The organism is Pseudoclavibacter sp. VKM Ac-2867, from assembly GCF_015351275.1.
In the GTDB taxonomy this organism is placed as follows: domain Bacteria; phylum Actinomycetota; class Actinomycetes; order Actinomycetales; family Microbacteriaceae; genus Pseudoclavibacter.
Genome location: NZ_JADKSL010000001.1, coordinates 174016 through 198696 on the forward strand (window position 1 = coordinate 174016; position 24681 = coordinate 198696).

Consider the following 24681-nt stretch of genomic DNA (forward strand, 5'->3'; position numbering starts at 1 on the left):
TCGTTGCCTTTCGCTGTTCTCGTCGCGGGTCAGAGGAGGTGGCGGCCGGGCAGGTCGGTGCCCCGGTAGGTGCTGTCGAGGATGACCTGGTCTGCGCGTATCCAGGACAGGTCCTCTCCCGTGTGCCTCGTGTGGATGAGGATGAGGTCGGCGTCGAACGAGCTGGGGTCGTCGATCGACTCGAGGAGCCTCCCCGAGTGGAGGAGTGCGCTCGGGATGTGCGAGTCGGTGTAGGCGAGGTCGACGCCGAGCGCGTCCAGGTGCGAGAGGATCTCGAGTGCCGGCGACTCGCGCAGGTCGGCGACGTCGGGCTTGTAGGCGATCCCGATGACGTGCACTCTGGTGCCCTCCAGGCCGAGGCCCAGCTGCAGGAGCAGGTCTCGGATGCGGTCGACGACCTGCCTCGGTCGTGCCGCGATCCGCGTCATCGCCTGGGCGATCATGGGTGCGTCGACGCGTTCCTCCTTGAGCTGCCAGAGCAGGTAGTGGGGGTCGCAAGGGATGCAGTGGCCGCCGACCCCCGGGCCCGGGTAGAAGGGCATGAAGCCGTACGGCTTCGTGGCCGCCGCGTCGATGACCTCGGTGACGGGCACTCCGAGGCTGGAGCAGATGTCGGCGAACTCGTTGGCGAGGGCGATGTTGACGGCCCTGAAGGTGTTCTCCAGGATCTTCGTCATCTCGGCGACCTCGAGGCTCGAGACGCGGTGCACCGCGTCGGCGTAGCGGCCCAGGAGGGTGGCGCCCGCTTCTTCGCAGGCGGGGGTGGCGCCGCCGACGACGCGGGGCACGACCTCCTGGGAGAACTGGTCGACGCCCGGGTTGATGCGCTCGGCGCTGAACACGACGTGGACGTCGCTGCCGACTGCCAGGCCGCGCTTGCGGAGCGGCGTGACGAGGAAGTCCTCGGTGCAGCCGATGTAGGTGGTCGAGGTGAGCATGAGCAGCTGCCCCACGACGGCTGCGGCAACGGCGGTCGCGGCTGCGGCTGCGAGGAGGCTCAGGTCGGGGACGAGGTGCACATCGACTGGGGTGGGCACGCACACCACGATGGCGGCGGCCCTGCTCAGCAGCTCCTGGTCGTCGGTGAGCGCGAAGCCCTCGTCCTGGAGCGCGGTGGCGAGTCGCCGGCGATCGCCGTCGAGGAGATCGGCGTCCTGCGCCCGGATCGTGGAGAGCCTGCGCTGCGAGAGGTCGAGCGCCAGCACTCGGCTGCCGGCTGCGTGGTAGGCGAGAGCGGTGGGGAGGCCGACGTAGCCGAGGCCAACGATGGCCACGTCGTAGTCGAAGCTCGTCTGCGTGGCCGGAGGCCGCACATCCTGAGTGAGGGGCACCGGGCTGAGTGAGATCGCGACCGCGGGGCCGCTCTCGAAGGTGGTCATGGGGAGTCTCCAGAATCGACAGAGCACCGCCCCCTGGGGAAAGGGCGCTGCAGATGGGTGCGGCGGTCGGCGTTGACTCGCTCCGCGTCAACAGCATGGCCCCGCCCGCACCGGCGATCAACAGCCGACCGAGAGGTTGGCGGCTTTCCGAGAGGGCCCTCGATTTCTTGCGGGAAGCCGAAGTGGCATTGCGGTCTCGCGAAGGCGATGAGCATCTACGGTCGGGAGGGCGACGAAGCGATTCGGACGCGGGGAGCAGCGGAACAGCCGCCTGCCCCGAGGCCGATCACAGCGAGGTGATGACGCGGATGCTCGACGAACTCCCGAAGCTGGTGGTGCTCGTGGCCCTGATCGCCGCCAGCTTCAGCCTCTCCACAGTGCTGTGGTCGGGCGCTGGGCTGCTGCGGATCGTCGCGGCTCGAGTGTGGCAGCGCGACGGTGCGCACCACTCGAGCGTGGGGGGAGGCGCGGACGGCGGTGAGCACCGCGCTCCCCGGCGGCTCGAGCCGAGCGACGTGGCCGTGCTGATCGCCGCCCACAACGAGGAGCAGGTCATCGGCGACACCATCCGTTCGGCCGCAGCGCAGGTCCCGGCCGCGAACATCTTCGTCGCCTCGGACGGCTCGACGGACGGCACGGTCGCGCTCGCGGAAGCCGCGGGGGTGCAGGTGATCGACATCTCCCCGAACCGGGGAAAGGCCGGGGCGCTGGTCGAGGGCATCTCGAGGTTCTCCCTCCGGGACCGGTTCCAGGTGGTGCTGCTCCTCGACGCCGACAGCAGGCTCAGACCCGACTACCTGCTGACGGGGCTGCCGCTCTTCGACGACGCCGGCACGGTCGCGGTGGCGGGGAGAGCGACGAGTGCACTGCATCCGCGCCCGGAGACCTGGCTGGGGCGCCTGCTCACCGCCTACCGGGAACGCACCTACGTGTTCGTGCAGTGCATGCAGAAGTTCGGCCAGGCGTCGAGGCGAGCGAATGCGGTTGCCATCGTTCCCGGGTTCGCGAGCATGTACCGCACGAGCATCCTCGACTCCGTCGACATCGATGCGGCGGGGCTGGCGATCGAGGACTACAACATGACCTTCGAGGTGCACGCGAAGCGGCTCGGGCGCATCGCGTTCCATCCGAGCTGTGCGGTCGCGGAGACGCAGGATCCGGACACGCTGCGGGACTACGTGCTGCAGATGCGTCGCTGGAGTCTCGGCTTCTGGCAGACGGTCCGCCGGCACGGCGCGCACGTCGGGGTGTTCTGGTTCTCCGTCGGGGTGAGCATCGTGGAAGTGCTCGTGACGAGCATCATCCTGGTGCTCGCGCTGCCGATGCTGCTGCTGTCGACCCTCGCCTGGCTGATCGCCGACGTCGCGCGCCTCGGCGGTGCAGGGTTCGAGTGGGCTGTCGCCATCGCGGGGGCGGTCCCGCCGGGGATCGTGCTGCTCGGCCTCCTCATCCCCGACCTGTGTGTGACCCTCATCGCCGCGGTGCTGTCGCGGCGGCTCCCGAACGCGGCGGCGCTCTGCTTCCCGCTCCTGCGCATCGTGGATGCGGCGGTCTGCATGCTCACCTTCGTTCGAGCGTTCGGGGCGGCCGGCGACGGCCGCTGGATCAGCCCGACCAGGCGGAGCATCCCGGCGATCGAGGCTCGCAGTGTGGACCCGGACCCGACCCCGGACCGGGACCAGGCAGTGGGTGAGGTCGTCAGACGAGCAGCGACATGAGCGCCACGAGACGCGCCCTGGAGTCGACGCCGAGCTTGCGGTAGATGCGGGTGAGGCGGAGCTCAACGGTGCGCTGCGACACGAACAGGATGCCGGCTATCTCACGGTTGCGGTGGCCGCTCCAGACGAGCTGAGCGAGTTCGAGTTCGCGGGTGTCCAGCTGTGAGATGAGCGCCGAGGCCCCCTTGCGCTGTGGCGCGGGCTGGGCGGCCCGTGCTGCGCCCGGCGGAGCGGCCGGCGGCGGTTCCTCTAATCGTCGGCGGCGCGCCGCGAGGATTCGCGCGTGCTCGTGTGTGTGCGTGATTCCATCCGGGACCAGGGCCCTGGCGGCATCGAAGGCGAGCGCTGCGAGTGCATCCGTGGGGGCGCAGACCGCGGCGGAGCGAGCTGCGGCGGCGGTCGCCCACGTGGAGGGATGCTGTCTGGAGGCTGCCTCCAGCCGGCGCAGCTCCTCGCCTGCCTCGTCGTGCCGCCCCGCGAGCCACAGGGCCTCGATGAGTTCCGCATCCGCTCGGAGGATCGACGGGTTCCGCCGGAACGATGCCTGCGAGCGCTTCGCAAGCCGCAGCTCCCCGATGGCATCGTCGTACCTGCCCTCGATGAGGGCCCGGCTGCCGGCGAGCACGGCGACGTGCGGGCGCAGCGTGCTGTTGTCGTCCTGATCGCACTGCAGGCGTGCGCGTTCGATGAGCTCGTTCACCCGCTCTGACGGGTTCTGGTCGAGCATCGCGGTGGCCGCCGCGATCAGGTACCTGCGTGGTGCGTCCGGGACCGGCTCCGGCAGCTCGAGTGTCGCCCACAGGGTGAGGGCCTGTCGCAGTCTGTCGAGGGTGCCGAGCCGCAGCTCCAGCATGGTGAGCAGCGCGACCGCGGATTCGCGGAGCAGGAGCGCCAGCGGCCCAGCCGCGGTGAGATCGTCGAGGACGCCCCGGGCCTCCACGTACCGCTCGTCGAGGATCAGGATGCGACACAGCAGGAAGGCATCCTCTGCGGGGAGGGGCGAGCGGGCGTGGATTGCGCCGGACAGTTGCTGCTCGGACTCGCCATCGGCGAGCACCGGAGCTTCGCCGTCGCTGGCCGCTGCGATCGTGGCGAGGAGCCGGTAAGCCAGGGAATCGACGAGCTGCAGCTCGACCGCGCGTCGGAGGGTGAGCTCCAGCGGTTGGACGTCCCACCGCTCCAGGTTCAGTCGGGCGAGGGTGATGAGGAGGATGGAGCACGCCTCGGGTGCGTTCGCTCGGTGGGTCTGCACCAGAGCGGCGCCGGCCGAGTCGGCGACGATGTGCTCGATCGCGAACGTGCAGAGCATGCTGACCCTCGCCGCGCGGAGCTCTCCCGCAGGCGAGTGCTGCAGGGAGCGCCCGAACCCCAGGTAGCGGCGGGCCAGGCTGAACTCGCCCTGGAAGAAGAGTGCCTCAGCGAGGAGGGAGAGCAGGTCGCCGCGACCGGGCAGCATGCTGCGAAGCGAGAGCGCCCGCTCCGCGAACTCCACCGCAGTGGCGACCTCTCCGTCCCTGGCCGATGCCTCGGCGAAGCCGAGCAGATCCACCTCGAGGTTCTCGCCGCCGTCGAGGAAGCTACCGTGCCAGAGGGCGATGCCGGGCGATCGCTCGTTGTGAAGCTCCCTGCCGAGCGCGTGGAGCTCTCGCCGCTGGCGGGCATCCATGGCGGCGTGCAGGGCGGCGCGCTCCACCGGGTCGGCGATGTGCACGCGGTCGTCCGAGACGTCGACGATGCCGTGCTCGATGAGGTCCTCGAGCGCGTCCTGCTGCGCCCAGGAAGAGCTGCTGAGGGCGGTTCGAGAAGAGAACGGGGCCAGGGCGATGAGCCCGAGGAGGTCGCCGCAATCGTGGGAGGCAAGCGACGCGGCTTCCGGGACGACGGCGTTGGGCACCCGGAGCGGGATGCGGATCGGGTCGACGCCGTCGCGCTCACGCTGGTTGAGTCTGGCCGAGACGATCAGCCCCGGGCGGCCGACGGCGGCCACGGCGAGGAGCATGAGCGCCTCCCGGGTCGTGCCGTCGGGGGATGCGGTCGCGGCGACGTCCACGGACTCCGCCCGGGAGAGGGGGCGCAGCGGATGCTGGCGGAACCCGGCGAAGACCGAGCTGCGAGCGATGTGCGTCGCCGACGCGGCGATGCGCAATCCGGTGCCGGGGAGGCGCGGCACGAGGTGCTCGAGCACTGCGGCGCTGTCGGAGTCGAGCAGGTCGATGTCGTCGACGAAGAGGGTGAGGGGAGCCGCGTTCGCACGGAGCTGTCTCGCGAACTCGTCAGCGAGGTGGAGCGGGTGAAGCCGCGCGGCCCTGACTAGCGCGAGCTGCTCCTCGATGCTCTCCTGGGCCGGCCCGCCGAGGCTGAGCGCGATGAGCGAGAGCCCCGAGTACGGCCATTGGCTCTCGCTCCGTCTGAGCCGGATGAGCTTCCCGCCGAGCTCTGCCGCGCCTGCCTCGAGCAGGCTCGTCTTGCCGATCTGTCGTGGGCCGGTGAAGAGAAGGAAGTCCTCCGCGCCCTCCGAGCGCACCGCCGAGAGAAGCGCCAGTTCGCGGTTTCGTCCCAGCATCGCTGCGTCTGCTCTCCCACCGGTGGCGCATCGATCAGGAGGGGGAGTGGCGGGGATCGTCGCTTCCGGTGTGGGGCGAGTTTAGATGGCGATTCGTGAAGAGTCATGTAGTCACCCCGGGTTTCACCCCGGAACCGGAACGGTCCAGCATGCCGGGCTCAGCGGGACAAGCTGAGGTACCGATACCGGATGCCGGTGCGGGAGGTGAGCCAGCCCTCCGACGGCTCGCGGGCATCCACCGACCACTCCTCGCCCGACCAGTCAGGAGCGTGCGCGTCGCCAGCGACGTCGAGGTCGATCTCGGTCACCTCGAGTCGGTCGGCGAGCGCGATGGCCTCGAGGTAGAGCTCACCGCCGCCCATGACCCACGCGGCGCCGGCTTCGGCGCCCGAATTGGGAGTGGCGTCGGCGCTCGTGCCTGTGCCTGTGCCTGTGCCTGCGAGGGTGAGCGCCTCCTCGAGCGACCCGGCGCGCTCAGCACCCTCGGCCGCCCAGTCGGCCTGCCGCGTCACGACGATGTTCCGACGCCCCGGCAGGGGACGGAAGCGCTCCGGGAGCGAGTCCCAGGTCTTGCGGCCCATGATCACGGGGTGCTTGAGCGTGACGGCCTTGAAGTGCGCCAGGTCCTCCGGCACGTGCCAGGGGATGCCGCCCTCGGCGCCGATCACGCCGCCGCGCGCCTGCGCCCAGACGAGCCCGACGCTCATACGGCGATCGCCGCGCGGATCGTGGGGTGGTGCTCGTAGTTCGCGACTTCGAAGTCCTCGAACTCGTAGTCGAAGATCGTGTCGGGGGTGCGGTGGATGCGCAGCTGCGGATACGGGTACGGGGCCCGCGTCAGCTGCTCCCGCACCTGCTCCTCGTGGTTGTCGTAGATGTGCACGTCGCCGCCCGTCCACACGAACTCACCGGGCTCGAGCCCCGTCTGCTGCGCCACCATGAGCGTGAGCATGGCGTAGGAGGCGATGTTGAACGGCACGCCGAGGAACAGGTCGGCGCTGCGCTGGTACAGCTGGCAGGAGAGCTTGCCGTCGGCGACGTAGAACTGGAACAGGGCGTGGCACGGGGGCAGCGCCATGGTGGAGATCTCGGCCGGGTTCCAGGCCGTGACGATGTGGCGGCGGGAGTCGGGGTTGTCGCGGATCTGCGCGACGACCTGCTCGATCTGGTCGATGTGGCCGCCCTCGGGGGTCGGCCAGGAGCGCCACTGCACGCCATAGACGGGGCCCAGGTCGCCGTTCTCGTCGGCCCACTCGTCCCAGATCTTCACGCCGCGCTCCTGCAGCCAGCGCACGTTCGAGTCTCCGCGGAGGAACCACAGCAGCTCGTACGCGATGGACTTGAAGTGCACGCGCTTCGTCGTGATGAGCGGGAAGCTCTCCGACAGGTCGAACCGCAGCTGGCGGCCGAACACGCTGCGCGTTCCCGTGCCGGTGCGGTCGGACTTGCGAGCGCCGGTCTCGAGCACGTCGCGCAGCAGGTCTTCGTACGGGGTCTTGATCTCCGAAGTCACGTCCCGAGGATACGCCTCGGCGCCCTCTGGGGCATCTCGCGGGAGGCGCGACCTACGCTCGGGGCATGAGCACCCCCGCAGTTCCTCCGTCCGCGCCCGAACGTGTGCTGATCGCCGGCTTCGGCAAGCTCGGCGCGCGGCTGGGGGAGCGGTACGCGGCCCGCGGCGCCGAGGTGTTCGGCGTGCGGCGCGGCGAGCGCACGGCAGGCGCGGGCGTCGAACTCATCCGCGCCGACCTTGCCGACTCGGCCGCCGCGCCCGTCGGCCTGCCCGGTGTCGACGCGCTGGTCATCACGCTCCCGCCGCCCTCCGTGGACGGCGTCGTCGCGCCGGACGGCTACCGGCGCTCCCTCGAGACGCTCGCGGCGAGCTTGCCGAGCATCCCGGAGCGGGTCGTGTTCGTGTCGTCGACGCGCGTGTTCGAGGGCAGGGGCGACGGTTCCTCGATCAGCGAAGCGGACGCGCCGGCACCGACCTCGGACCGGGGCCGCGCGCTCGTCGACGGCGAACGCCGCGCGGTCGAGCTGTTCGGCGCCACCGTCGTGCGGCCATCGGGGATCTACGGCCCGGGGCGGGATAGCCTCATCCGGCGTGTGCTCGCTGGCGACCCCATCCAGTACGCCCGCCGGACGAATCGGGTGCACGAGACCGACCTCGTGCGCGCCATCGAGGCGCTGCTCGAGCGGGCAGACGCGCCCCAGCTGCTGCACGCGACCGACGCCAGCCCGGCTTCCCTCGGCGAGGTCGCGTCCTTCGTGGCAGGCGAGCTGGGCGTGGATGCGCCCCCGCGCATCCACCCGGAAGAAGCCGGCGGCACCCTGCTGAGCGGCGAGCGGATGCGCGCGTTCCTCGGCGCTCTCGACTACCCCGGCTACCGTGACGGCTACGCCGAGATGGTGCGCCTGCGCGCGGCCTGACCCCATCCGCCGCGCCCCGCCCCGCCCCGCCGCCCGCCTCCTGCTGCGCCCCGCCTCCTACTGCGCCCCGCCCCTTGCTGCGCCCCGCCCCTTGCTGCGCCCCGCCCCTTGCTGCGCCCCTCCCGCTCCGTCCAGGGCTGAGTTGTGGTCGTTTTGACGCGCTTTTGGCGACCATAAGTCCGCTTTGGGCCTGCGCGCGGTCTGCCCCCCTCCGCGGCCGCTGTCTCGCCGCGCGCCGACCTCGTGTGCCCCTCCCGCTGTGCCTCGCCCTCTTTGCCCGGACCACGCGCGCCCCTCCCGCTGCGCCCATCCGCCTGCTGAGCCTCGCCCCTTGCTGCGCCCCTCTCGCTCTGTCCAGGGCTGAGTTGTGGTTGTTCTGCCGCGCTTTTGGTGACCACAAGTCCGCTTTGGGCCTGTGCGGTCTGCCCCCATCGGCGGCCGCTGTCTCGCCGTGCGCCGACTTCGCGTGCCTCTTCCGCTGTGCCTCGCCCTCTTTGCCCGGACCACGCGCGACCCTCTCGCTGCGCCCATCCGCCTGCTGAGCCCCGCCCCTTGCCTCGCCCCTCCCGCTCCGTCCAGGGCTGAGTTGTGGTCGTTTCGACGCGCTTTTGGCGACCATAAGTCCGCTTTGGGCCTGCGCGGTCTGCCCCCTCCGCGGCCGCTGTTTCGCCGTGCGCCGACTTCGCGTGCCTCTTCCGCTGCGCCTCGCCCTCTTTGCCCGGCCCCCGCGCGACCCTCTCGCTGCGCCCATCCGCCTGCTGAGCCTCGCCCCTTGCTGCGCCCCTCTCGCTCTGCCCAGGGCTGAGTTGGGGTTGTTCTGCCGCGCTCTTGGCGACCATAAGTCCGCTTTGGGCGAGCCTGCCGGACGGCCCGATCGCAGTTGGGCGCAGCTTGGGCGCGGACGACACGTGCCGGGCATACCGGACGCACGGGCGCGGATACGGTGCGCACGACGCGCGCGGCAGCGACGCGGGGGCGCGGCATACTGGTGGCGTCGCCGCGAGGCGCCAGCTCCGCCCCTAGCTCCACCCCGCACTCGTCGTCCTTCACCAAGAGCGGCGCCCGAAGGAGTCGAATGCCCGAGCCAGAAGCCCCCGACGAGACCGCGGGTGTGCCCTCACCACTGAACAGCTCACTGTCGCTGCCTGTTCCCGGACAGTCCGTTTCCGCACTGCCCGCCGCCGACGCGTTCATCCTCACCGCCGGCACGATCGTGACGATGGATGCGCAGCTGCCGCGTGCATCCGCCGTCGCGGTCGCCGGCGCGAAGATCGTGGCCGTCGGCACGCTGGCCGAGTGCGCGGAGATCCTGCCGGGTGCCCCGGTCGTCGACAGCGGCGCACCCGTGCTCATGCCCGGCTTCATCGACCCGCACAGCCACCCGTTCCTGAGTGGCCTCGCCACGCAGCTGCCGGCGCTGTCGATCGCGCCGTGGAAGGCACCGCGCTGGAGCGACGTGCTCAGCATCTTCTCGCAGGCGATGGCGGAGAACGACGCGGGTCTTCCCCTCCTCTTCAACGGCTTCGACGCGCTCCTGCACGGTCGCCCAACGCCGACGGCCGCCGACCTCGACAAGATCTTCGGTGAACGGATCGCTGTGGTCGTCGACAACTCCGGGCACGCCTGCTCGTTCACGTCGGCGCTCATCCGCAGTCGCGGTTGGGATACGCATCCGCCCGCCGACCCGATCGGGGGATCGTTCGCGCGCGATGTCGACGGCGCCCTCACCGGGATCTCCTACGAGATTCCCGCGAACACGGCCGTGCTTGGACCCGTCATGCAGGAGCTCGGCGGCAACCCGCTCGGCAGCGCAGCCGAGTACTACGCCCTCATGGCGCGCGCCGGCATCACCTCGACGTCCGACATGACCTACTCCGCCGACCTCGCCGCTGCCTACGAGGCGCTCGCCGCCATGCCGTCCTCGCCGCTGCGGGTGAGCCTGTGGGAGGTGTCGACCGCCGCAGATCCTGGTGCCGCCGCGACGTTCGCCGCGGGGGATGAGCGACTCGTCAAGCAGGGCGTGAAGCTCTGGACCGATGGGTCCCCGTGGATCGGCAACGTCGCCATCTCCTTCCCGTACGTCCCGAGCGAGGCGACCGAGCGAGCCGGCATCGACCCCGCGACGGCGGGCGGTGCATCCGCCATGAACTACTCGCGAGCACAGGTGGATGCGGTCCTCGACCGCTGCGCGCCGCTCGGCTGGCAGATGTCGTTCCACGCGAACGGCGACCTGGCCATCGACTTCGCGCTCGACGCCTACGAGCGCGCGCTTGCCGAGCACGGCCTGCTCGGCAGCGACCACCGCTGGCGCATCGAGCATGCGGGGGCGGGACGCCGCGAGCAGTTCGAGCGGGCCGCGCGCCTCGGAGTCCACGTCTCGCTCGCGCCGTTCCAGTACTACTTCTGGGGCGACCTCCTCGACGGGCAGATGTTCGCGCCCGAGCACGGTGCGCGTTGGCAGGCGTTCGCCGAGGCGGTGGAGGCAGGGGTCGTGGTGTCCTTGCACAATGACGGGTCCGTGTCCCCGCCTGCCCCCGTCCTGAACGTGCAGACGGCCGTGACGCGGCGCACGAGCAGTGGGCGCATCCACGCCCCGCAGCAGGCGATCTCAGTGGATGCGGCCCTCAAGGCTCACACGATCGACGCAGCCCGCACCCTCCACCGCGAGCACCTCGTCGGATCGATCGCGGTGGGCAAGCTCGCCGACTTCGTGGAGCTCAGCGCTGACCCGTATGAGGTGACGCCCCGCTACCTCGCGGAGCGCGTGCAGGTCCTCGGAACGTGGGTGGATGGGGCGCGCATCGATCTGCCGGAGTTCCTCGCCGCGGCGCACGCCAGCGACCCCGCGCCGCACGCCCACCACGCGGCACGAGGCCACACCGGTCACGGCTGCTGAGCCGAGCGCCGGGCGGGCCTGGCGTACCGGCTCGCGCGTGTGAGGGTTCGCGGGCTGGGCTGGGCTGGGCCGGGCCGGGCTGGGCTGCGTGCCGTGCTGGGCTGGGCGCGGTTGCGTGCCGGGCCTCGGGCGTCGGGTCTCGCGGGCCAGGCCGCGCTCGCTCGCGTGCGTGACCTCGCCGTGCCGGCTCGCCAGAGTTGTGGTGTGGTGCGTTTGGGGGCGGGGTCGGGAGCACTTGCCCACAACTCCCTGCGGGAGGGGTGGTGCGCGGGTGCGTGGGTATCCGTATCCGTATCCGTATCCGTTCCGCGTCCGCAGAGTTGTGGCGTGGTGCGTTTGGGGGCGCGGTTGGCGGCACTTGGCCACAACTCTCCGAGTGCTCGCGCTGTGTGGAACCGGCGCGGCTCCCGCAGAGTTGTGGCGGGGTGCGTTTGGGGGCGCGGTTCGCGGCACTTAGCCACAACTCTCCGAGTGTCCTGGCTTCCTGCGTGAGTGGATAGGTTCCGCTCGCCGCTCGCCGCTCGCCGCTGGAACTCGGGCTCCGGCGTCGACGGACCCGGCGCGGCTCCCGCAGAGTTGTGGTGTGGTGCGTTTGGGGGCGGGGTCGGGAGCACTTGCCCACAACTCCCTGCGGGAGGGGTGGGTGCGCGGGTGCGTGGGTATCCGTATCCGTATCCGTATCCGTTCCGCGTCCGCAGAGTTGTGGCGTGGTGCGTTTGGGGGCGCGGTTGGCGGCACTTGGCCACAACTCTCTGCGGGAGGGGCGTCTTGGTGGCGGCACCGCACCGCGTCCGCACCACGTCCGCGTCCGCACCGCGTCCGCGTCCGCAGAGTTGTGGCGCGGTGCGCTTGGATCCGGGGTGGGTGGCACTTGGCCACAACTCTGGGCGCGGCCTCGGGCCGGCCGCGCCGCGCCGCGCCTGAGCCCGCGCCGGGCCCGAGGGGCTGGTCGCGCTAGTCGCGGATGCGGCGCCGCTCCCACGCGAGCGCGATGTGCTCGCGCATCTCTCGGGCGGCCGCCTCGCTGTCGCCCGCTTCGATGGCGGCGTAGACGCGCTCGTGCTCTTCGAGGGTGAGGCGCACGGCGTCGGCCCCGGGAGCGCCGTAGTAGCGGCTGCTCTCGCCGGCGCGCTTCGACAGGCTGCGGGCGATGCCCGAGGCGAGGCGGTCGCCGGCGGTGTCCATGACGGAGAAGTGGAAGGCGACGTCTGCGGCGGCGAACGCCTCGCGCTCGTCGGCTGTGGCGTGCATGGTCTCGAGGTGGTCGTGGATGACGCGCAGCTCGTCGTCGCTGCGGCTCGTGGCGGCGGCTGCGGCGATGCTCGACTCGAGCTGTCCGCGCACGACGGCGAGCTCGTCGAGGATGCCGAGCGTCTCGTCGTTCTCGATCATGGTGCCGAGCACGACCTTGTCGAGGATGTTCCACTCGGACTGCGGGGCGATCTGCGTGCCGCGTCCTTGCACGACGGAGACCATCCCCTTCTCCTCGAGGCGCTTCATGGACTCGCGGATGACGGTGCGGCTGACGCCGAAGTTCTCGCAGAGCTCGGTCTCGGTGGGGAGGAGGTCGCCTGGTGCGACCTCTCCGGTGACGATGGCGGAGACGAGGTCGTGCACGACCTGCACGCCGAGCCTCGCGGCGGGCGTGCGGTGGGTGCCGAGCCGGGGCGTCGTGGTGCTGGACATGCGGTGATTGTAGTCACGAAGTGGCCCGGGAATCCGCGCACACGAGCAAAAGCCAGAAAAACGTATGACGAATAAATCATGTGATGTATGCTGAATCTCCCATCTGAAGATCAAGGACGATATGAAGATCACCGGCTTCCGCTTGCTCACCACCCGGCACGACTGGGGGCGGTCGATCGGCGACGTCAACGGCCACATCCGCGCCGCAGTCACCGACGTCCCCATCGTGATCCTCGAGACCGACGAGGGGGTCGAGGGGGTCGGCATCGGCTCGCACGCCGACATCGCGAGGCTGTTCCCGGCGCTCGAGGGGGAAGACCCCCGAGGTGTCTCGGCGCTCTTCGACCGGATGCTCGCCCAGGTCTTCAAGTCGGGTCACGCGGGTGCCACCTACGGCGGGGTCGCGACGCTCGATGCCGCTCTCTGGGACCTCAAGGCGAAGCTCGCCGGCGAGCCCCTCTGGCGCCTGCTCGGCGGACGCGACAGGTTCGTGCCCGGGTACGCATCCGGTCTCGACATCGCACTCGACGACGGCGAGCTTGTCTCCTTCTATGAGGACTTCGCTGAGCGCGGCTACGTCGCCGGGAAGCTCAAGGGCGGCGTCGACCCGGTCGCCGATCTGCGCAGACTGCGGCTCCTGCGCGGCGTGCTCGGTCGCAACACCCCGAGCCCCGGTCTCATGCTGGATGCCAACGAGTCGTGGCAGGTGAAGCAGGCGGTGCGGTACGTGTCCGCGATCGAGAGCGAGATCGACCTCCTGTGGGTCGAGGAGCCGCTGCGGCGATGGGACGCGCTCGGTCACGCGCGCCTGTCGGCGGCGGTGCGCGCGGCGGTCGCGACGGGGGAGAACCTGACGGGCGTCGACCAGTTCCGTCCACTCTTCGATGCCGGGGCGCCTGACATCGTGCAGGCTGGAGCGATCTGGGGTGTCACGCACGTGCTCCGCCTCGCCTACGCGGCGGACGCCAGGAACCTTCCGGTGAGCCCGGTGGGCTACAACACGAACCCGGCCGTCGCCGCCGCCATGACCGCGGTGCCGAATCACCTGACGACCGAGGTGCAGGCCCTGCATTGGGCGCACGGCATGAGTGTCGATCAGGAGTTCGCCGACGGTGGCATCGTGCTCGGGGATCAGATTGGGTCCGGCATCAGCATCGACGAGTCGGCGATCGTGGATGCGGGGCGCGGGTGGGCGGACCCGGCCGGCCCGCACATGCGCCCGTCTCGAGCTGGGCTGCGGGTCGTGCTCGATGGCGTCGAGCGCTGAGGTGACGTCTGGTGTGAGGTGGACTCTGCCGACTGGCACGCGAGAGTTGTGGGCAGGTGTCGCTCGCGGTCAGGGTCAGCGCGTCGCGCCACAACTCTGCGAGGTGGGGTGGTCGCGGGATGCCGTCGCGACGGCGGACGAGGAACCTGCTGCGAGGACTTGCGGCGGGGGCGTCGCATCGGTACATTGGGTGCAATGGCAGCGCTACCAGTAGCGCTCACATAGACTGGAATACCCATCCAGTTCGCACACGCTCACGCAACGGCGCGAAGGAGTCGCAGTGTCCACGAGTTCCCTTGAAACGCAGGCCGGAGAGGCCGAGGTCGGCAGTGCCGCCCTCTTCCCGGACGGCCCCGTGCGGGCCCGCTCCGCCAAGATCGGCGCCATCGGCGCTGGCGCCATCATGGCAGACCAGCATCTCGCCGCCTACAGCGAAGCCAGCTTCCCGGTCGTCGCGATCGCCTCCCGGACCAAGGCCCACGCCGAGCGCGTCGCCGAGCGGTGGGGCATCCCGACCGTGCACGACACCCCAGAGCAGCTCATCGAGGACGCCGAGGTCGAGATCGTCGACATCGCGTACCCGCCCGACCTGCAGCCGGCGCTCATCCGCAAGGCCCTCGCGCAGCCGCACGTCAAGGCGGTGCTCGCGCAGAAGCCCCTCGCCCTCACGCTCGATGAGGCCATCGCCCTCCGCGACGAGGCCGAAGCCGCCGGCAAGATCCTCTCCGTCAACCAGAACATGCGCTACGACCAGTCGATCCGCGTGCTCAAGCAGCTCCTCGAGCGAGGCGAGCTCGGCGAGCCCGTCTTCGTCGAGATCGACATGAAGGCCGTGCCCCACTGGCAGGGCTTCCTCGAGGGCTACGACCGCCTCACGCTCGCCAACATGAGCGTGCACCACCTCGACGTCCTCCGCTTCCTCTTCGGCGACCCCGACGAGATCATGACCGTCACGCGGTCCGACCCCCGCACCCAGTTCCCGCACACCGATGGCATCGTCGTCTCCACCCTGCGCTTCCCCGGCGGGCTCCTCGCCCTCTCCACGGAAGACGTCTGGGGCGGCCCGCGTGAAGAAGGCTTCGACGACGACTTCTCCATCACCTGGCGAGTGGAAGGGACACGCGGCGTCGCGAAGGGCACGATCGGCTGGCCGAGCGGCACGCCCTCGACCATCACGTACGCCTCGGCCGCCCGCACGGACGGGGGACCGTCGACCGACGGCAAGTGGGTGACGCCCACCTGGGACACGCACTGGTTCCCGCACGCGTTCATCGGCGTCATGGAGCAGCTCCAGCAGGCCGTCGCGACCGGCAGTGAGCCCGCCCTCACTGTCGCAGACAACGTCAAGACCGTCGCCCTCATCGAGGCCGGCTACCGCTCCATCGCCGAACGCCGCCCCGTGCGCCTCGACGAGTTCCCCCTCTGACCTCGACCCCCACATCCAGTCACCACCCCTCAACGGGCCAACGGCCCCAAGCGAAGGAGCAAAGAAGCTCATGATCCAAGTCGGCATCTTCAGCGGATACTTCCCCTACGACCTCAAGACCACCGCCCAGAAGGCGCGCGAGCTCGGCTTCAACACCGTCCAGCTCGACCTGCACTTCAAGGACCTCGACCTCACGGCGGGCCAGATCACGAAAGAGAAGGCGAAGCTCGTCGCCGACACCTTCCGCGACAACAACCTCCCCATCTCGGCGATCTCGGGATACACGAACATCGTGCACCCGGACCCGGACCACCGCCGCGCGAACGTCGACTACCTGAAGGAGATCATCCGCAACGCGCGCTCCTTCGGAACGCCGTACGTCATCAGCGAGTCGGGCACCTTCAACCCCGACAGCGAGTGGGACAGCGACCCGCACAACAAGACCGAGGACGCCTACGAGCAGGTGCGCGACGTGCTTGCCGAGCTCGCCCAGGAGGCGTACGACCACGGCTCGATCTTCCTGCTCGAGACGTACGTCAACAACGTCATCGGCTCGGTCCGCGAGACGGTCCGCGTCTTCAACGACATCCGCTCGCCCGGCATCGAACTGCTCATGGACCCGACCAACTACTTCGATGCGTCGAACATCGACGACCAGGCTGGCGTGCTCAACGAGGTCTTCGACACGCTCGCCGACAAGGTGCGCGTCGCCCACGCCAAGGACGTCAAGCGGGCGGGTGACGACAAGAGCGAGAAGCACGCCGACATCGGCGACGACGACGCGCTCGCGTCGCACACCTTCCGCGGCGTCGGCGAGATCGAGCTGCCGGCCGCCGGCCTCGGCTCGCTCGACTACGAGCTGTACCTGCAGCGCCTCGCCGAGCGCAGCCCGAACGCGCCGCTCATCATCGAGCACCTCGACGAGTCGGACATCCCGCGCGCGAAGAAGTTCATCGACGACATCCTGCGCAAGTACTCGATCTAGCCAGCGCTCGCGCCCATCGGGGCGCGGCGCGCAGCGGCCAGCTTCCGTGATGACTCGAGCCGGATCGCCCGAAGAGGGTGGTGTCCGGCCGAGTTGTCACGGAGATTGGACGGGGCGGGCAGCAGTGCACGCAGGTTCAGCAGACAACAACGGGCTTCGGCCGGAGGAACCATGACGGAAACAGGTGAGAAGCCGGTCGCGATCGTGACCGGTGCTGGCGGATCGCTCGGACGGGCCACCGCCCTGCGACTCGGGCGCGACGGCTACGCCGTCGCGGTGCTCGGGCGAGGCGGCGCGACGCTGGCGGAGACGGCAGACGAGCTGCGGGCTGCGGGCATCCCCACCTACGTGCTCGAGGTCGACCTGCGCGACGCCGCTGCAATCAAGGCGGCCGTGCGCGAGGCTGAGGCCGAGTTCGGGCCCGTGCACGCGCTCATCAACAACGCAGCGATCTACCCGCCGACGCCGTTCTTCGACATCACGGTCGAGGAGTTCGACGACGTCGTCGCTGTCAATCAGCGCGGCTACTTCGTTGCGGCGCAGGCTGCGGCCGAACTCATGCGCGAGCGTGGCACCGGCGCGATCGTCAACATCGGCTCCATCACCTGGAGCGGCGGATGGGACAAGCTCGCGAGCTACGTCACGACGAAGGGCGCCGCCGTCGCCATGACGCGGGCCCTCGCCCGTGAGCTCGGCGAATTCGGGATCCGCGTGAACCTCCTCTCTCCAGGGGCCTTCCCGACGAAGGCCGAGGAGATCCACGAGAACCCGGAGCAGTACACGCAGTTCGTGCTCGACCACCAGTCGTTGAAACGACGTGGCGACCCTGACGAGGTCGCGAGTGTCATCTCCTTCCTGGTGGGCAAGGACTCGAGCTTCGTGACCGGGCAGACGATCAACGTCGATGGCGGATGGGTGATGATGTGAGCGAGCAGCAGACTTCAGGGGCGGCGGCACGGGCAGGGGCGGCGGGCACCGGCAGCGCGGACGGGGTCGACGTCTTCGGCGCCGAGCTGTCGATCGCCGATCTCCGCAGGCGCACGGGCGACCTCTCCGCCGTCGCGGGCATTCGCCAGGTGGTGCTCGACAACGGCGTGGAGCGCGGTGTGCGGGCGATCGACCTGCGCACCTCCGCCGGTCTCGACCTCGAGGTGCTCGTCGACCGGGCGTTCGATCTCGGCTCGATGCGCTTCCGCGGTGCCCCCATCGGGTGGCGCAGCGGCAACGGGTTCCGCCATCCCGGCCTGCACGAGCACAACGACGAGGGTGGGCTCTCGTGGCTGCGAGCGCTCGATGGGCTGCTCGTCTCCGGTGGCCTCGACCACACGCTCTTCGGTGGCGAGGTGGACGCGACTCGCTACAACTACCCGCCGAAGCAGACCGTCACGCACGGGCTGCACGGGCGGCTGACCGCGATTCCGGCGCGGCTGCTCGAGGCGCGTGAGCTCGAGCGCGACGGTCGAGTGGTGCTGCGGGTCGTCGGCGAGGTGATCCAGGCGACGGCGTTCGGTGAGCATCTGCGCCTGACGCGCACGATCGAGCTCGACTTCGACGGTCGCGAGGTGCGCTTCGACGATGTGGTCGACAACCTCGGGTTTGACCCGACGCCCCACATGTTCCTCTACCACATCAACGTCGGCTGGCCCTTCCTGGATGAGGGTGCGAGGTTCGTCGCGCCCATCACGAAGCACCTCTGGCAGTCGGACTCGGTGGCGGAGCAGGGCACGAGCTACCGCGTCATGCCAGCCCCGATCGACGGGTTCGTCGAGCAGGTCACCGAGCACGAGCTTGTGGTCGGCGACGACGGCAGGCACCGCGTCGCGCTCATCACGGCCGGTGGCGAGCGGGGCGTCGAGCTGAGCTGGGAGGCCGCGGGCATGCCCCACTTCTTCGAGTGGCAGAACCTGCGCAGCGGCCAGTACGGCATCGGGCTCGAGCCGAGCACGCACCACGTGTCCGGGGATGCGGCTTCGCGCCAGGATGGCACGGCCCTGTTCCTCGAGCACGGGGAGTCGCGCAGCTACTCGACGACGATCCGCGTGCTCGACGGCGTCGCGGAGACGAGCGCGGCCGAGGCCGCTATTCGCGCTATCGGCGATCAGCCGGAATGAACCTCCATGCCCGGGGCTGACGACGATGTTGGCTCCGGGCGTCCTACACTTGACATGTTAGCGCTGCCAGCGGCGCATCCACCGAAACGAGGAACACCATGAGCGGCGCAGACGGCACCAGCGACACCCACCAAGCAGACTCCGGGGCAGGCGGTGGGATCCTCTCCGGCATCCGTGTGCTCGACTGCTCGATCGCCATGGCCGGCCCCTTCGCCGCGCAGCGCCTCGGCGATCTCGGCGCCGACGTCATCAAGGTCGAACCACCAGCAGGCGAATGGCAGCGCCACGCACCAGCCGGAGGCGCGGCGGGCAACGAGATCAACGTCTCCTTCCTCTCCCTCAACCGCAACAAGCGCTCCATCGCGCTCGACCTCAAGTCCGACGGCGGCCGGGAGGTGCTGCGCGAACTCGTCGCCACGAGCGACGTTTTCCTCCAGAACTACCGGCCGGGCGTCGCCGCCCGCCTCGGCGTCGACTACGAGACGCTGCGTGCCATCAACCCCAGCATCGTCTACGTATCCGTCTCCGGATACGGCGAGGACGGGCCCTACAAGATGCGCCCGGGCCAGGACCTCCTGCTCCAGGCCATGAGCGGCGCCATGCTCTCCACGGGCCGCGACGGCGAACCCCCGCAGGCCGCCGGCCAGTACCTCGTGGACGCCATCACCGCGTCCACCGCCTTCGAAGGCGTGCTCGCGGCGCTCTTCCACCGGGAGCGCACTGGCGAAGGCCAGCTCGTGACCGTCAACATGCTCGACGCCATCACGACCCTGCAGATGCAGGAGCTGTCCGTGTTCACCGCAGGCGGCGTGCCCCAGCAGCGCAGCGCCGAACCGCACGCGCACGTCTACATCCGCTCGCCCTACGGCTCCTTCGCGACCTCGGATGGCTTCATCGTGCTCGCCATGCCCGACCTCGAAGAGCTCGGCCGCACGATCGGGGAGGACAGCTTCATCGGCCTCCACACGCTCGACGACTCGTGGCGCCTCCGCGACGAGGTCTTCGCGAAGACCGCAGCCCGCCTCGCGACCAACACGAGCGCGCACTGGCTCGACGCCTTCTCGAAGACCTCGATCTGGGCCGGCCCCGTGTACGGCTACGCCGACCTCGTCGCCGACCCGCAGATCGCGCACAACGGCACCTTCGTCGAATACGAGCACCCGACCGAAGGGCTCGTCAAGACGCCAGGGTTCCCCTACAAGTTCTCCAAGACGCCCGCCCGCATCGACCGCGGCGCGCCCCTCACCGGCGAGCACACACGCGAGATCCTCGGCGAGCTCGGCCACGCCGCGGCACACATCGCAGAGCTCGCCGAGCGCGGCGCCATCGCCGTGCGCGACACCCTCACGAACGTGCAGGAGCACCTCGACGGGGCTGTGCTCGCCGACGGCGCCGTCCTGCCGGGCGGATCGGACGCGGCGCTGCCAGGAGAGGGTGCACCGGAGAGCGTCGCCGCGGGCGCCCCTGGACCGGCGCCGGCCCACGCGGAAGCCGCCGGCGAACGATCATGAGCGAGAGCTCGACGTCCTCCCCGAACGCAAGCACGGGCGGGGCCCGCTACCGAGGCCTCACCTGGGACCACCCCCGCGGTCGGAACGCGCTCGAAGCGGCGGCGGCGCTCACCGCCGCAGCCCCTGGAAGCCGACAGGCGCTGATCGAGTGGGACGCGCATCCGCTCGAAGGCTTCGAATCGGCCCCCATCGCCGAGTTGGCAGATCGCTACGACCTCATCGTGCTCGACCACCCCCACCTCGGCGAAGCGCTCGCGAGCGGCTCGTTCGTCCCGCTCGAGGAGATCTTCGACGCCGCCCTGCTCGACAGCGTGGCCGCAGATGCCATCGGCCCGAGCTTCACCTCCTACTCGCTCATGGGCTCGCAATGGGCGCTGCCGCTCGACGCCGCGACGCAGGTCGCGGCCGCAAGAGTCGACCTCATCGCGGGCGAGATTCCGACCACCTGGGACGATGTCCTCGCCCTCTCGGATCGCACCAGCGTGGCCCTCTCGCTGGCGGGCCCCCACGCTTTCCTCACCTTCGCGTCCGTGCTCGCGGGGGCTGGCGCGCCACTCGCCGACGCACCCGACGCCGGCTCCCTCTTCTCGTCCCGCCGCCTCGCCCGCGACGCCTTCGAGCTGCTCGCGACCATCGCCCGCCGCTCACCCGCGGCGGCGCACAGCGAGAATCCCATCGCACTCCTCGAGCGCATGAGCAGCACCGACTCTCTCGCCTACGTGCCGCTCGTCTACGGCTACGTCACCTATTCCTCACCCACCCTCCAGTTCCGGGATGCACCCAGGTGGGGCACCTCCGCCCACCTCGGCTCCACGATCGGCGGGACCGGCATCGCCATCTCGAGACGCTGCCGCGTCACCCCGGAGCTCACCGCCCACCTCGCCTGGCTGCTCGACCCAGAGACGCAGCGGACCTTCATCCCGGAGCACGCCGGCCAGCCCGGCCTCCGCTCCGCCTGGCACGACACCGCCGTCAACGAGGCCTCGCACGACTTCTACACCAGCACCGCGACGACCATCGAAGAGTCCTGGGTGCGGCCGCGCTACGACGGGTACATCGCCTTCCAGACCGCGGCGTCCGCGCTGCTCCGCGACGCGCTGCTCGGCGAGGCGTTGCTCCGCGACGCCTCCTCGTCGGCCGACGCGGCTGCCTCGACAGCCCTCGCCGAGCAGTGCCTCGACGCGCTGGACGCGGCCTTCGCTGCATCCACGCGCATCGATGCCCCAGCCACGCGCATCCACCCAGCCACCCCAACCACCTCAGGAGTCACCCCATGACCGGCAGCGTTCCCCAGCTGGAGACCGACGAGATCCTCGTCGACCTCGACGGCTTCACCGCGACCGTCACCATCAACCGCCCCGCGAAGCTCAACTCGGTGACGCAGGAGATGTCCGACGCCCTCGTCAGCGTCGCGACCTGGGCCAACGAGAGCGACGACGTGCGGGTCGTGATCCTCACCGGGGCCGGCGAGCGCTCGTTCTGCGCGGGCAGCGACATCCGCTCCCTCGACAAGTACGCGACCCCGTGGGACTTCCGCAACCGCGAGGACTACTGCGACGCGCTCCGAGCGCTGCGCAAGCCCATCATCGCCGCCATCAACGGCTACGCCTTCGGTGGCGGACTCGAGACGGCCATGATCTGCGACATCCGCCTCGCCGCCGACACCGCGTCGCTCGCCGCCCCCGAGATCAAGCTCGGCTGGATCGGCGGCGGCGGCATGGCCTCCTTCCTCGCCCACTCGGCCGGCGCCAGCAACGCCGCCCTCATGCTCCTCACCGGCGACCCCATCTCCGCGCAGCAGGCACACGCCTGGGGCATCGTTTCCGAGGTGCTGCCAGGGGAGCAGCTCCTCGGACGTGCCCGCGAGCTCGCCGCGACCATCGCATCCCGCCCACCCATCGCCGCCGAGACGGCGAAGGCGAACCTCCGCGCCTCGTTCAACATGGGCCAGGACGCGGCCGTCGCCTACGAACGTGACCTCCAGACCATCACCTTCGCGACCGCCGACGCCGACGAGGGCCGCGCCGCCTTCGCCGAGAAGCGCCAGGGCACCTTCCGCCGCCGCTAGCTGCGGCCTGCGACGCGCCGCGCTGCCGCACGTCCCGTCCCGCCTCGTCCCACCTCCGGGTCCTCGCTCGCCCCCCACACTTTCGTCTCCGCACGGCTTCCCCGCTTCGAGGTGGTTTGCATCTCATTCCGAAGCGCGAAAGCCACCCTGAAACGGGTGGGTGCACCCCCTGCGAACACCTCTCCACATCACTTTCGTCTCCGGATGGCTTCCCCGCTTCGGGGTGGTTTGCATCTCATCCCGAAGCGCGAAAGCCATCCCGAGCCAAGTGGGTGCAGACCAGAGCCTCACGGCCCACACCTCACGACCCAATCTCCACGACAAGAACCTCAGGAGCTCACATGACATCGCAGCAGACGGCCGCAGGCCAGCAGGCAGCAGCAGGATGGTCGGGCAGCGCAGTCCAGGCGCTCCCGGCCGACGGCACGACCGGCACCCTCGTCGGTCGAGTCTGGGACCCGGCCGTCGGCGGCCCGTCTCCAGTTCTCGTGACCGAGGCGGGCGTGCTCGACCTGAGCCGGACGTTCGCGACGGTGAGCGACATCACCGAGGCACCCGAACCCGCCGCGGCAGTGCGGGCCGCGGCAGCGGATGCGCCCAGCCTGGGCTCTCTCGAGGAGCTCTTCGCGAACACGGAGCCCGACACCCGCGACGAGTCGAAGCCGTGGCTCCTCGCCCCCGTCGACCTCCACGTGCTGAAGGCTGCAGGCGTGACGTTTGCGGTATCCATGATCGAGCGGGTCATCGAGGAGCGGGTGCGCGGCGATATCGAGGCGGCGGCGCGGATGCGCGAGCAGATCCTCGCCGAGATCGGCACGGACCTCGCGAGCCTCAAGCCGGGCTCTGAGGAGGCGACGGCCCTCAAGGCCTACCTCGTGGGAGAGGGCCTGTGGAGCCAGTACCTCGAGGTGGGCATCGGACCCGACGCGGAGATCTTCACGAAGGGCCCGACCTTGTCTGCGATGGGCACGGCCGTCCAGGTGGGCGTGCACTCCTCCTCGGAGTGGAACAACCCGGAGCCGGAGGTGGCGCTCCTCATCGCCTCCACTGGCCTGATCGTGGGTGCGACGCTCGCGAACGACGTGAACCTGCGCGACATCGAGGGCCGCTCCGCGCTGCTGCTGCCGAAGGCGAAGGACAACAACGCGTCGTGCGGGCTCGGCCCGTTCATCCGTCTGTTCGACGGCGCATTCGATCTCGACTCGGTGCGGGGGATGACCGTGGATCTCGACATCGTGGGCCTCGACGGCTTCACGCTGCACGGGTCGTCGGACCTCGCCCAGATCTCGCGCGACCCCGCCGACCTCGCCGCCCAGCTGCTCGGCCCCCACCACCAGTACCCGGACGGGGCCGTGCTGATGCTCGGCACCATGTTCGCGCCCATCGTCGACCGCGACCAGCCCGACCACGGCTTCACGCACCACGCCGGGGACGTCGTGCGCATCTCCTCACCTGCCCTCGGTAGTCTGGTGGGCCAGGTACAGAGCAGTGAGGGGTGTGCGCCGTGGACATTCGGGATCGCAGCGCTCATGCGCAACCTGGCGGCCAGAAGGCTGCTGTGACCAGGCGGTCGACGCAGAAGGTGACGCTCACCGACGTCGCCGCGTCTGCGGGCGTCTCACCGCAGACGGTGTCGCGGGTGCTGCGGACGCCGGAGCTGGTGTCCGCGGACACGCTCGAGCGGGTGCAGTCGGCGATCGGTGCGCTCGGCTACGTGCCGAACCTGGCCGCGTCGAACCTCGCGTCGAACCGGTCGATGACGGTCGCGGCTATCGTCCCGTCGATCTCCGCGTCGGTGTTCGCGGATGCGCTGCACGGCTTGGAGGCGATGCTCTCACCCTTCGGCTATCAGCTGTTCATCGGCACGACGGGGTACAGCCCCGAGCATGAGGAGGAGCTGGTTCGCGCGTTCCTGGGGCGTCGGCCGGATGGCATGTTCATCGTCGGCGCCCAGCACACGGATGCGGCATCGACGTTGCTGCGAGCGTCCGGGATCCCCGTCGTCGAGGCGTGGGATTCGAGCGAGAACTCCGTCGACAATCTGATCGGCTTCTCCAACGAGGACGCTATCCGCGCGCTCGTCGAGTACGTGCAGGGCAAGGGGTACGAGCATCCGACGTTCGCGGGTTCCTTCCAGTCCGGCGACTTCCGCGCCGCGGCGAGGCGCGAGAGCTTCGAGGCCTCGGTCGCCGAGCTGTACCCGGGCGAGCCGGTGCGGGTCGTCGACTCCGGGGTCGCGTCTGTCGATCTCGAGACGGGCCGCGATCTGCTCGACGCGGCGCTCCGCGTGCATCCGGAGACCGATGCGCTCATGTTCGCGAGCGATGTCTTCGCGGCTGGTGCCGTGCTGGAGTGTGCTCGCCGTGGGGTGTCCGTGCCCGGTGAGCTCGCGGTGACGGGGTTCGGTGACTTCGAGCTGTCGTCGCACCTCACGCCCACGCTCACGACGGTGGCTGTGCCGAACCGTGAGATCGGCACGAAGGCGGGCGAGCTGCTGTTGGCGCGCATGAGCCGTGGTGGCGCGGATGCTCCCCAGGGGGAAACCGTCGACCTCGGCTTCGAGATCGTGGCCCGCGAGAGCGCGTAGCGCCGCAGCCCTCCCCGCTCCGTCCTCCGTCCCGTCCTCCGCCCCTTCCCCTTC

Annotated in this window: 18 protein-coding genes; 13 read left to right on the forward strand and 5 right to left on the reverse strand. The window is 70.1% G+C overall.

Annotated features, from left to right (window positions below):
* Window positions 1–29: 29 nt before the first annotated feature.
* Window positions 30–1379 carry a nucleotide sugar dehydrogenase gene (locus ITJ67_RS00785; protein WP_160075053.1) on the reverse strand — a complete coding sequence of 450 codons (1350 nt, stop codon included), beginning with the start codon at window positions 1377–1379 and terminating at the stop codon, window positions 30–32.
* 308 nt (window positions 1380–1687) lie between these two features.
* Here ITJ67_RS00785 and ITJ67_RS00790 point away from each other — a divergent pair, with 308 nt between their 5' ends.
* Window positions 1688–3097 (forward strand): glycosyltransferase family 2 protein, encoded by a 1410-nt coding sequence (locus ITJ67_RS00790; protein WP_194676428.1) that lies wholly within the window; start codon window positions 1688–1690, stop codon window positions 3095–3097.
* Here the strand turns inward: ITJ67_RS00790 and ITJ67_RS00795 are convergent.
* The 3 genes from ITJ67_RS00795 to ITJ67_RS00805 all read right to left on the reverse strand — a co-directional run bounded on the left by ITJ67_RS00795 (window position 3078) and on the right by ITJ67_RS00805 (window position 7173).
* Entirely contained in the window at window positions 3078–5660 is a 2583-nt protein-coding gene (locus ITJ67_RS00795; protein WP_194676429.1) for a helix-turn-helix domain-containing protein, read from the reverse strand. The genes ITJ67_RS00790 and ITJ67_RS00795 overlap by 20 nt on opposite strands.
* Before the next feature lie 158 nt (window positions 5661–5818).
* A complete protein-coding gene (locus tag ITJ67_RS00800) occupies window positions 5819–6367 on the reverse strand; it encodes a dihydrofolate reductase (RefSeq protein WP_194676430.1) in 549 nt (182 codons plus the stop codon).
* Window positions 6364–7173 carry a thymidylate synthase gene (locus ITJ67_RS00805; protein WP_194676431.1) on the reverse strand — a complete coding sequence of 270 codons (810 nt, stop codon included), beginning with the start codon at window positions 7171–7173 and terminating at the stop codon, window positions 6364–6366. Before ITJ67_RS00805 ends, ITJ67_RS00800 begins: the two co-directional genes overlap by 4 nt.
* 65 nt (window positions 7174–7238) lie before the next feature.
* Here ITJ67_RS00805 and ITJ67_RS00810 point away from each other — a divergent pair, with 65 nt between their 5' ends.
* Together ITJ67_RS00810 and ITJ67_RS00815 are read left to right on the forward strand one after the other, a co-directional pair.
* Window positions 7239–8090: a sugar nucleotide-binding protein gene (locus tag ITJ67_RS00810; RefSeq protein ID WP_194676432.1), complete on the forward strand. Its 852-nt coding sequence runs from the start codon at window positions 7239–7241 to the stop codon at window positions 8088–8090.
* A 1075-nt stretch (window positions 8091–9165) separates the two neighbouring features.
* Window positions 9166–10986 (forward strand): amidohydrolase, encoded by a 1821-nt coding sequence (locus tag ITJ67_RS00815; protein WP_194676433.1) that lies wholly within the window; start codon window positions 9166–9168, stop codon window positions 10984–10986.
* Window positions 10987–11940: 954 nt separating this feature from the next.
* On the opposite strand, the gene ITJ67_RS00820 is transcribed toward ITJ67_RS00815, so the two are convergent.
* Complete coding sequence (locus tag ITJ67_RS00820; protein ID WP_194676434.1) at window positions 11941–12672, reverse strand: FadR/GntR family transcriptional regulator; 732 nt, start codon at window positions 12670–12672, stop codon at window positions 11941–11943.
* Between the two features lie 121 nt (window positions 12673–12793).
* Here ITJ67_RS00820 and ITJ67_RS00825 point away from each other — a divergent pair, with 121 nt between their 5' ends.
* The 10 genes from ITJ67_RS00825 (at window position 12794) to ITJ67_RS00870 (ending at window position 24627) form a co-directional block, all read left to right on the forward strand.
* The gene (locus tag ITJ67_RS00825) at window positions 12794–13939 is read left to right on the forward strand and encodes a mandelate racemase/muconate lactonizing enzyme family protein (RefSeq protein ID WP_194676435.1); all 1146 of its coding nucleotides are present in this window, start codon (window positions 12794–12796) and stop codon (window positions 13937–13939) included.
* 280 nt (window positions 13940–14219) lie between these two features.
* Entirely contained in the window at window positions 14220–15365 is a 1146-nt protein-coding gene (locus tag ITJ67_RS00830) for a Gfo/Idh/MocA family oxidoreductase (protein WP_323741345.1), read from the forward strand.
* Window positions 15366–15435: 70 nt separating this feature from the next.
* Window positions 15436–16350, forward strand: a complete 915-nt coding sequence (locus tag ITJ67_RS00835) for a sugar phosphate isomerase/epimerase family protein (RefSeq protein ID WP_104298177.1) — start codon at window positions 15436–15438, stop codon at window positions 16348–16350.
* Window positions 16351–16521: 171 nt separating this feature from the next.
* The gene (locus tag ITJ67_RS00840; RefSeq protein ID WP_160074828.1) at window positions 16522–17277 is read left to right on the forward strand and encodes an SDR family NAD(P)-dependent oxidoreductase; all 756 of its coding nucleotides are present in this window, start codon (window positions 16522–16524) and stop codon (window positions 17275–17277) included.
* Window positions 17274–18461, forward strand: coding sequence for an aldose 1-epimerase family protein (locus ITJ67_RS00845; RefSeq protein ID WP_323741346.1), 1188 nt, complete (start codon window positions 17274–17276; stop codon window positions 18459–18461). The genes ITJ67_RS00840 and ITJ67_RS00845 overlap by 4 nt, the downstream gene beginning before the upstream one ends.
* A gap of 98 nt (window positions 18462–18559) precedes the next feature.
* Window positions 18560–19972: a CaiB/BaiF CoA transferase family protein gene (locus tag ITJ67_RS00850; protein WP_194676437.1), complete on the forward strand. Its 1413-nt coding sequence runs from the start codon at window positions 18560–18562 to the stop codon at window positions 19970–19972.
* Entirely contained in the window at window positions 19969–21249 is a 1281-nt protein-coding gene (locus tag ITJ67_RS00855) for an ABC transporter substrate-binding protein (protein WP_194676438.1), read from the forward strand. The genes ITJ67_RS00850 and ITJ67_RS00855 overlap by 4 nt, the downstream gene beginning before the upstream one ends.
* Window positions 21246–22040: an enoyl-CoA hydratase/isomerase family protein gene (locus ITJ67_RS00860; RefSeq protein ID WP_160074820.1), complete on the forward strand. Its 795-nt coding sequence runs from the start codon at window positions 21246–21248 to the stop codon at window positions 22038–22040. The genes ITJ67_RS00855 and ITJ67_RS00860 overlap by 4 nt, the downstream gene beginning before the upstream one ends.
* 341 nt (window positions 22041–22381) lie before the next feature.
* Complete coding sequence (locus ITJ67_RS00865) at window positions 22382–23602, forward strand: fumarylacetoacetate hydrolase family protein (protein WP_194676439.1); 1221 nt, start codon at window positions 22382–22384, stop codon at window positions 23600–23602.
* Complete coding sequence (locus ITJ67_RS00870; RefSeq protein ID WP_323741347.1) at window positions 23599–24627, forward strand: LacI family DNA-binding transcriptional regulator; 1029 nt, start codon at window positions 23599–23601, stop codon at window positions 24625–24627. The genes ITJ67_RS00865 and ITJ67_RS00870 overlap by 4 nt, the downstream gene beginning before the upstream one ends.
* The last annotated feature ends 54 nt before the right edge of the window (window positions 24628–24681 follow it).